5 protein-coding genes are annotated in these 6,265 nt (G+C 70.7%); 2 read left to right on the forward strand and 3 right to left on the reverse strand.

Annotated elements, in window-relative coordinates:
• Positions 1–2: 2 nt before the first annotated feature.
• Complete coding sequence (locus ABZZ74_RS32110; protein WP_356770906.1) at positions 3–1,322, reverse strand: aminotransferase class I/II-fold pyridoxal phosphate-dependent enzyme; 1,320 nt, start codon at positions 1,320–1,322, stop codon at positions 3–5.
• Positions 1,323–1,376: 54 nt separating this feature from the next.
• Here ABZZ74_RS32110 and ABZZ74_RS32115 point away from each other — a divergent pair, with 54 nt between their 5' ends.
• Positions 1,377–2,636 (forward strand): MFS transporter, encoded by a 1,260-nt coding sequence (locus ABZZ74_RS32115; protein WP_356770908.1) that lies wholly within the window; start codon positions 1,377–1,379, stop codon positions 2,634–2,636.
• 22 nt (positions 2,637–2,658) lie between these two features.
• Complete coding sequence (locus tag ABZZ74_RS32120; RefSeq protein ID WP_356770910.1) at positions 2,659–3,552, forward strand: hypothetical protein; 894 nt, start codon at positions 2,659–2,661, stop codon at positions 3,550–3,552.
• Positions 3,553–3,620: 68 nt separating this feature from the next.
• On the opposite strand, the gene ptsP is transcribed toward ABZZ74_RS32120, so the two are convergent.
• Complete coding sequence (gene ptsP, locus ABZZ74_RS32125) at positions 3,621–5,291, reverse strand: phosphoenolpyruvate--protein phosphotransferase (protein WP_356770912.1); 1,671 nt, start codon at positions 5,289–5,291, stop codon at positions 3,621–3,623.
• A gap of 78 nt (positions 5,292–5,369) precedes the next feature.
• Entirely contained in the window at positions 5,370–5,819 is a 450-nt protein-coding gene (locus tag ABZZ74_RS32130) for a PTS glucose transporter subunit IIA (RefSeq protein WP_356770914.1), read from the reverse strand.
• Positions 5,820–6,265: the final 446 nt, after the last annotated feature.

Consider the following 6,265-nt stretch of genomic DNA (forward strand, 5'->3'; position numbering starts at 1 on the left):
GGTCAGCCCCCGTAGGTGGCCTCGGACTCACCCAGTACCGCGGTGAAGTCCGAGGCCAGCCGCGCCGCGTCGGCGGGCTCCAACTCGGCCACGGAGATCCGCACGCCCGGTGCCGACGACAGCCGGAACCTGGCCCCCGCCGCCACCCACCAGCCGTACGACCGCAGACCGTTCACGACGGCCGACTCGTCCCGCACCGGAACCCACAGATTCATCCCGCTCGCACCCCGTGCGCCGATCCCGCGGTCCGCGAGCTCACCGAGGAGCGAGCCGCGGCGCAGCGCGTACGTCTCCTGCGCCCGTGCCGCCAACGCGCGCGTGCCGTCGTCGGTCAGCAGGCCGTGGACGATCTCCTGAAGGAGATGACTGACCCAGCCCGACGTCAGCAGCAGCCGGCCGTCATGGCGGGCCAGGGTGGTCGCGTCACACGCCGCCGCGGCCCACCGCAGGTCCGTCCCGAGGAACTTGCTCACCGTGCGGACGTGCACCCAGCGGGTCAGGCCGCCGGCGGTCAGCGTGTGCAGCGGGACACCCGCGACGGCGGACGCGTGGTCGTTCTCGACGACCAGCACGTCCCGCTCCTCCCGGAGCACTTCCACGAGCGCGTCCCGGCGCGCCTCGGAGAAGCAGCCGCCGTACGGATTCTGTGCCCGCGGACTGCACACCAGGGCCCGCACCCCAGCACGCAGCGCCCCGCGCAGCGCCTCGGGGCGTATCCCCTCCTGGTCCACGGCCACCGGCACGATGCGCAGTCCCAGAGCCGTGACCAGGTCCAGCAGATGATGGTATCCGGGGTCCTCCATGGCCACGGCGTCCCCCGGCCGCAGCTCCACGGACAGCAACCGGCCGATCAGATCCAGCGCTCCGTGCGCGAAGGTCACGTGCTCCACGGGCACCCCGTCGGGTCCGATCCAGTCCCGTACGGCCTTCTCCAGTCGCGGCAGCCTCGGCGTCGAGCGGTGGGCGCGGACGCCGGGGGAGAGACGCGACGGCGGTACGAGAGCGGGCAGCAACGCGGGATCCGGGTGGCCGCCGGACAGATCACGCAGCCCCTCCGGGACCCTGGGCGGTCGCCGAGACGCCACCGAGGGAGCCGGCGCCACGACCGTCCCGCCACGACCTCGTGTGACGACGATCCCGCGGCCGCGCAGCTCCTTGTAGGCGGTCGCGACCGTACCCGGGCTCACGCCGAGGTCCTCCGCCAGCCGACGCACCGGAGGCAGGGCCGCCTCGGGGCCCAACGCACCCTCCGCGACGGCCCGTTCGACGGAGGCCGCAATTCCCTTGGCTGTCGTGCCAGTGATCCCATATTGTGTTGCCACGTTGGAAATTATGTATCAGTACATAACTGAAGGCAAGGGGGAGCAGTGCATCCGATGCGTCGTGCAGCCGCTTGGACGGACCGGATACCCGGAGGGCCGGACGGCCGCAGACTGCTCGCCATCGCCCTCGTCGACCGCGTCGGCAGCGGCCTGTGGGCTTCCGTCTCGGTCCTGTACTTCACCTACGTCTCCCACCTCTCCATCGCCCAGGTCGGCACACTCGTCGCGACCGCCGGAGCCATCGGCATCGCCGGAGCGCCCCTGGCCGGACGCATCGCCGACCGATTTCCCCTCACCCGCGTCCTGCTCGCCGTCCAACTCCTACGAGCCGTCGCCTCTTTGGGACTGCTCGCGACCGGCGACTACGCCCTCCTCCTCGCCCTCTCGGCCGTCGGCAGCCTCGGAGACCGTGCGGCGAGCGTCCTCACCAGGCTCTACGCCACCCGCGTCGCAGGACGCGACCGCGTCCGCTACCAGGCCATCCACCGCACCGTCGCCAACGCCGGCTGGGCCCTGGGCGGCCTCGCCGCGGCGGCCGCCCTCGCCACCACCACCGCCTACCAGTGGCTCCTGACCGGAGACGCGCTGTCCTTCCTCGCCTCCGCGCTCCTCACCCTGCGCTGCGGCGAACCCCCGTCCGCCTCCCGCGTCGTCACCACCTCGCAGCACGCCGCACCCTCGACCAGGCCGGCCACCCCCTGGCGCGACCGCACCTACCTTGCCTACGTCGCCACCGAAACCGTCCTCTTCCTCGACGACGCGGTCTTCAAGGTCGGGCTCCCCCTGTGGATCGCCCACGCGACCGACGCACCGCACGGCCTCGCGCCCCTGCTGCTGGTCCTCAACAACGTGATGGTGGTGGTCCTGCAAGTTCCCCTGGCCCGGTTCGGCACCACGACCCCAGCCGCCCGCAGGCTGCTGCTCCCGCTGTCCGCAGCGTTCGCCACGGGCGGCATCGCCATGGCCCTCTCCGCCGGCGGGGGAGCCGTCGCCGCCACCCTCCTGCTGATCGCCGCCGCAGCCGCCTTCACTCTCGCTGAGATGCTGCACGCCACCGTCTCCTGGGAACTGTCCGTCGCCCTCGCCCCCGGCGCCGCCCAGGGCGCCTTCCTCGGTGTCCACGGCCTGGCCCAGTCCGCCCAGCGCAGCGTCGGGCCACTCGCAGTCACCGCGGCCATCGCCACCGGCCCGGTCGGCTGGACCGCCTTCGGCGCTCTCATCGCGCTGACCTGCGTCATCCAGCATCGCCTGGTCCGCGATCGCCTTGCCCGGACCCCGTTGTCAGTGCCGCCCGTTACTGTGAGTGAGCATTGATCGACCGTGCACAGGGGGAAAGATGGCGCACACCGACCACCAGACCATGCGACGCGTTCTGCGCCGCGAAATCGCGGGCACCATCGGCCTGCTGACCGACGAGCACGACTTCCGCACCATGCGGCGGTACCGCAGCTTCACCTTCGACGACCACCAGACCTATCTCCAGCAGGTCGAGGCGCTCCTCAAGGTCCGCGCCGCCCAAGGCAGCCACACCACGGTGGCCCTGTTCGACCCGCAGGAATACGCCGAGTTCTGCGCGGAGGCGGACCTCGACCCCGACATCCCGTCCAGCCGCGCCCGGTTCACCGCCGAACTGGCGAGCACCGGCCCCGTCCTTCCCTACGAGGGTCAACCCCTGTCCGACCTCGTCCCCGCCCTCGTCGACGAAGCCGTACGCCAGGCCACCTGGGAGTACGCCTCGACGCTCCTCGCCCGACTGGGAGCCTGCGCCTCCTGCGGCGAGGACATCGGCCGAGCCGCGTTCACACGAGCGTCGCGCCTGCTCGTTCGCATCCTCGACACCGCCGGAGGACGCAACCGACACCTCGTGTGCAGCGTCTCGGCAACGGCCGAAACACTCGTCTCCGTTCTCCACGCGGACGAGGACGAGCACGGCGCCCTCCAACTCGACGAGGCCGAAGCGCTCGAGTTCACCACCGTCCTCGCCCTCGGCCTCGCCACCCAGAGCCCCGGCGGACTCGTCATCCGCACCAGCGGCCCCGGCACCACCGACCGCGTCTACGGCTGGCGCCTGCGCGGAGACGGTCTGCGCCCCCTCACCGCCGGCGAGGTGTTCGACGCCTACTGCACCGACATGGATTCCGGCGACATCATCTCCCCGGAATCCGACGTCGACTACTGCGTACCGCCCGACCTCGGAGAGGAAGGACAGACACCGGGCCACCGCCACTGACACGCGAGGGGCGCCCCACCCACAGGTGAAGCGCCCCTCGACGACAGTCGGCGACCGACCCGGCCCGGCTACTCGCCGGACAGCACCGCCTGAGCCGCGTTGCGCGCCTCCTCGGCGCTCTCCGTGGCCCGGGCGGCCGCGGCGGCACGCTCGCACTGGGCCAGCGTGTACTTCGCCAGCGCCGCCCGCACATACGGAATCGACGCCGCACCCATGGAAAGAGAGGTGACACCCAGACCGGTCAGCACACACGCGAGCAGTGGATCGGACGCGGCCTCACCACACACTCCGCAGCTCTTGCCCTCGGCCTTGGCCGCCTCCGCCGACAGTGCCACAAGGTCGAGCAGCGCGGGCTGCCACGGGTCCTGCAGCCGGGACACCGCACCCACCTGACGGTCCGCGGCGAACGTGTACTGAGCGAGGTCATTGGTCCCCAGCGACAGGAACTCCACCTCCTGCAGGATCGACCGGGCCCGCAGCGCGGCCGACGGGATCTCGACCATCGCCCCGAACTTCGCCCGCAGCCCCGCCTCACGGCACGCGTCCGCGAAAGCCTTGGCATCGGCACGGTCCGCCACCATCGGAGCCATGACCTCGAGGTAGACCGGCAGACCCTCGGAGGCCTTCGCCAGCGCGGTCAGCTGCGTACGCAGCACCTCCGGGTGGTCGAGCAGCGTCCGCAGACCCCGTACGCCCAGCGCGGGGTTCGGCTCATCGGCCGGTGTGAGGAAGTCCAGCGGCTTGTCCGCCCCCGCGTCCAGGACACGTACGACGACACGGCCCTCGGGGAACGCCTGGAGAACCTGCCGGTAGGCCTCGACCTGCTTCTCCTCCGACGGGGCGTTCTTGCTGTCGTCCAGGAAGAGGAACTCCGTACGGAACAGACCGACACCCTCGGCGCCCGCCTCGACGGCGGCCGGCACGTCCGCCGGACCACCGACGTTGGCCAGCAGTGGCACCTTGTGACCGTCGGAGGTGGCACCCGGCCCGGTGGCGGCGGCCAGCGCGGCCTTCCGCTCGGCGGCCGCGGCCTCCAACTGCGCCTTCTTCTCCTCGCTCGGGTTCACGAAGATCTCACCGGTGCTGCCGTCGACGGCGACCAACGTCCCCTCGGCGAGCTCACCAGCCCCTGGCAGCGCCACCACGGCCGGCACACCGAGCGCCCGCGCGAGGATCGCGCTGTGACTGGTCGGCCCGCCCTCCTCGGTGACGAAACCGAGGACCAGGGCGGGATCCAGCAGCGCGGTGTCCGCGGGCGCGAGATCACGCGCGATCAGGACGTACGGCTCGTCGCTGTCCGGGACGCCGGGCATCGGCACTCCCAGCAGCCGGGCGACGATACGATTCCGCACGTCATCCAGGTCGGCCACGCGACCGGCAAGGTACTCACCGGCACCGGCCAGCAGGGCACGGTAGGCGGCGAACGCGTCGTACACCGCCCGCTCCGCCGTGCTGCCGACGGCGATGCGCCGCTCGACGTCCGCCATCAGCTCGGGGTCCTGCGCCATCATGGCCTGGGCCTCGAGCACCGCCTGGGCCTCGCCGCCTGCCAGATTGCCGCGCGCGATCAGATCGGCCGCCACAGCCTCCACCGCCTGGCGGGCCCGCCCCTGCTCCCGCTCCGCGTCCTCCGCCGGGATCTGCTTGGCAGGCGGCTCCAGCACCGCCGTTCCCATGTGCCGAACCTCGCCGATCGCCACACCGTGGCTCACGCCGACGCCTCGCAGCGTTGTCTCCATCTCACCCGTCTCCGATAGTGCGGCGGGTCCCGCCGCCGCGGTGGTTGTCCTACTCGCCGTCATACGACGGCACTGACGTCACTTCCAGAGGAAGAGACTGTCGCCGGCCTTCACTTCGCCGCTGTCACGAAGATCGGAGAGAGCTTCCTCGGTGGCTTCCAGCGCCACGACCGGGCACACCGCTGACTTGCCGGCGGCCTCGACGGCGGCCGGGTTCCAGCGCACGACACCCTGACCGCGGGTCACGGTGTCTCCCTTGTTCACGAGCAGCTCGAAACCCTCGCCGTTGAGCTGCACGGTGTCGATGCCGAGGTGGGTGAGGATGCCGTGCCCCTGCTCGTCGACCACGACGAAGGCATGCGGGTGGAGGGAGACGATGACCCCGTCCACGGGGGCGACGGCCTCGGAGGGCTCACGGACAGGGTCGATGGCGGTGCCCGGGCCGACCATGGCCCCGGAGAAGACCGGATCAGGCACTGCCGCCAGTCCGATGGCGCGTCCGGCCAGCGGGGACGTCACGGTGGTCATGGGAAGCCTCCCGGAGTGGAGTTGCATACAGGGGCCGTCACTGTCCGTCCCTGACGGCACGCTGTGCAGCAGCGTATGTCAGACGAAGTGACGGTTCCGCATGAAGGTACCGGGTAGAGGTCTAGACCACCAACCCTATCGATTTGCACGCCCTTCGAGGCCCCGTGTACAGTCGTACTCCTGCTTGAGGCCGAGCGACGCGAGCGAGCGCGCTTGATCAGCAGGAACCAAACTCGTCAGATCCTATCCCGGGGTCGCCTTCTGCATGCCCGCAGGAGAGTGGTCAGGGGGACGGAAAAACACTGATAGAGTTTGAAACACCGAAGGGAAGCGCCCGGAGGAAAGCCCGAGAGGGTGAGTACGAAGGAAGCGTCCGTTCCTTGAGAACTCAACAGCGTGCCAAAAATCAACGCCAGATATGTTGATACCCCGTTCCCGGCCGGTTC

The sequence above is a fragment of the Streptomyces sp. NPDC006476 genome (assembly GCF_040612015.1).
Classification (GTDB): domain Bacteria; phylum Actinomycetota; class Actinomycetes; order Streptomycetales; family Streptomycetaceae; genus Streptomyces; species Streptomyces griseorubiginosus_B.

Excerpts from the sequence above, each read along its gene's own strand:
- ABZZ74_RS32115 (WP_356770908.1), top strand. The coding sequence starts at position 1,377 with ATGCGTCGTGCAGCCGCTTGGACGGACCGGATACCCGGAGGGCCGGAC.
- ABZZ74_RS32130 (WP_356770914.1), bottom strand. The coding sequence starts at position 5,819 with ATGACCACCGTGACGTCCCCGCTGGCCGGACGCGCCATCGGACTGGCG.
- ptsP (WP_356770912.1), bottom strand. The coding sequence starts at position 5,291 with ATGGAGACAACGCTGCGAGGCGTCGGCGTGAGCCACGGTGTGGCGATC.
- ABZZ74_RS32120 (WP_356770910.1), top strand. The coding sequence starts at position 2,659 with ATGGCGCACACCGACCACCAGACCATGCGACGCGTTCTGCGCCGCGAA.